Source organism: Streptomyces sp. 150FB (assembly GCF_000818195.1).
Lineage (GTDB): Bacteria > Actinomycetota > Actinomycetes > Streptomycetales > Streptomycetaceae > Streptomyces.
This window is the reverse complement of the sequence record NZ_JTHL01000001.1, coordinates 1,882,599-1,885,018: the sequence shown is the minus strand read 5'-3', so window position 1 is coordinate 1,885,018 and position 2,420 is coordinate 1,882,599. Positions and strand designations below refer to the sequence as shown.

At 69.5% G+C, this 2,420-nt stretch carries 2 protein-coding genes; both read right to left on the bottom strand.

What is annotated here, in order from left to right:
* Positions 1–114 precede the first annotated feature (114 nt).
* Positions 115–1,569, bottom strand: a complete 1,455-nt coding sequence (locus tag QR77_RS07765; RefSeq protein ID WP_040020514.1) for a penicillin-binding transpeptidase domain-containing protein — start codon at positions 1,567–1,569, stop codon at positions 115–117.
* A gap of 69 nt (positions 1,570–1,638) precedes the next feature.
* Positions 1,639–2,289 carry a response regulator transcription factor gene (locus QR77_RS07760; RefSeq protein ID WP_040027494.1) on the bottom strand — a complete coding sequence of 217 codons (651 nt, stop codon included), beginning with the start codon at positions 2,287–2,289 and terminating at the stop codon, positions 1,639–1,641.
* Positions 2,290–2,420 lie beyond the last annotated feature (131 nt).

The window sequence follows — 2,420 nt, the reverse complement described above, 5'->3', positions numbered from 1 at the left end:
CCCGCCACCCAGCCAACACCTCGCCGCCAAGCAGCGAGCACGGGGCAGCGAGCCCTTCCTGCGTCCCCCGCAGGGCAAGTAATCCGCAGCCGCCCCCGCCCCCGCCCCCGCCCCCTACCCCAGCGCCGCCGCCATCATCTTCTGTGCGATCGGGCCTGCCAGGCCGTTTCCGCTTACCTCGGCTCGGGCCGCGTCGGAGTCCTCCACCACCACCGCTACCGCCACCTCCTTGCCGGTCGACTTGTCCTTCGCGTACGAGGTGAACCAGGCGTACGGCGTCTTGCTGTTGTTCAGGCCGTGCTGCGCCGTGCCGGTCTTGGCGCCCACCTCCGCGCCGTCGACCCGGGCGTTCGTTCCCGTACCGGACTCGACCACCGTCTGCATCGCACTCCGGAGCTGTGCGGCCGTCGACGAGGAGACGATCCGGGTCGAGTCGCCGTCCTTGTACGACTGGAGGGTGTCGCCGTCACCGTTCACCACCTTCGACACCATGTGCGGCGCCGCCAGCACACCGTCGTTGGCCAGTGCCGAGGAGACCATGGCCATCTGGAGCGGCGTCGCCGACACATCGAACTGGCCGATCCCCGACAGCGCCGTCTCCGGCCTGTTCATGTCGGACGGGTACACGCTCGCCGTCGCGCGCACCGGCATGTCCTGCTTGCTGTTGTTGAAACCGAACTTCTTCGCCATCGCCGCGACCTTCTGCTGACCGAGGTCCACGGCCATCTTCGCGAAGACCGTGTTGCACGAGTACTTCAGGGCGTTCCTGATGGTCGCGTTCTCGCAGGGGTCCGACGCACTCTCGTTACCGAGCACCTGGGACGTGTCGGGCAGCGTGTACGGATCGGGGCTCGTGGTCGGCTGGTCTATCGAGCTGTACAGCCCGTCCTCCAGCGCCGCAGAGGCGACGACCAGTTTGAAGGTCGACCCCGGCGGCAGCGGCTGGCGCAGCGCCCGGTTGAGCATCGGCATGTCCTTGTCGGCGCTGAGCTGCTTCCAGGCCTCGCCGTCCGACGCCGACGCCCCGCTGATCTTCGAGGGGTCGTACGACGGGGTACTGACCACGCTCAGCACCCGGCCGGTCGCCGGGTCGAGCGCGACGGCCGCGCCCTTCTTGTCGCCGAGTGCCTTGAACCCGGCACGCTGCACCGCGGGATCGATCGTCGTCACGACATCGCCCGGCTTGGTCTGTTTGCCCTCCAGCGCGTCCAGCGGGTTCTTCAGCCGGGGGTCCGTTCCGTCGAGCACATCCGCGTAGATGCCTTCGAGCTGGGTCGAGCCGTAGACCTGGGAGCCGAATCCGGTCACGGCGGCGTAGAGCGGACCGTCGGTGTAGGTCCGCTTGTACGCGAGGTCGTTGTCCTCCGTCCGGGTGGAGCCCGTGACCGGCGAACCGCCCACGATGATGTCACCGAGCGGCTGCGCGTACTGCGCGATCACCTTCCGCCGGTCGTTCTTGTTGTCCGCCAGCGCCTTGGCCTGGTACGTCTGCACCCAGGTCGCCCGCACCAACAGGGCGAGCACCATGAGAAGACATATGACCGCTGCGCGTCTGATCGTCTTGTTCATCCCACATAGAGGACGAACGGCGCTCCGAGCCGCGTTCCGGCGCCCGGGCCTTTTCAGGAAGTCTTCATCTCAGGCCGGTGTGATGAAACCCGACTCGTACGCCGCGATCACCGCCTGTGTACGGTCACGCGCCCCGGTCTTCGCGAGCACGGCCGCCACATGCGTCTTCGCCGTCGCAGGACCGACACCGAGCCGTCCGGCGATCTCCGCGTTCGTCAGCCCCTTCGCGATCAGCCGCAGCACATCGGCCTCCCGCCCGGTGAGCCTCGCCGCCCAGGGCGGCGGGGCGGCGGCGGTGCCGCCCGGCGCGTACGCGGCGGCCAGGCCCCGGACAGCGGCGGGGAAGAGCAGCGAATCGCTCCGTGCCACCAGCCGGACCGCCTGGACGAGATCCTCGGCCGCCGCTCGCTTCAGCAGGAAACCGGAGGCGCCGGCGCGCAGCGCCTCGTACACGTACGAGTCGTTCTCGAAGGTCGTCACGACCACCACGCGCGGCGGTGGAGCCATCGAGCCGAGGATCAGCTCGGTCGCACGGATGCCGTCGATCCCGGGCATCCGGACGTCCATCAGCACCACGTCGGGACGCAGCGCGCGTACGACGGACACCGCTTCGGCGCCGGTGGCCGCCTCGCCGACGACCGTGATGCCGGTCTCGGCGGCCAGGATCACGCGGAGAGCCGTACGGACCATCCGCTCGTCGTCGGCGAGGACCACCCGCAGGACCGGGGCTGGGGGCGAGTGCGAGGACTCAGGTTCCGCGGGACCGCCCGCCTCGGCTCTCATGCGGCACCCTCCGGGAGCGGAGGCGGGAACGGAAGCGGGAGGGGAAGGACCACGGAGAGCCGCCACAC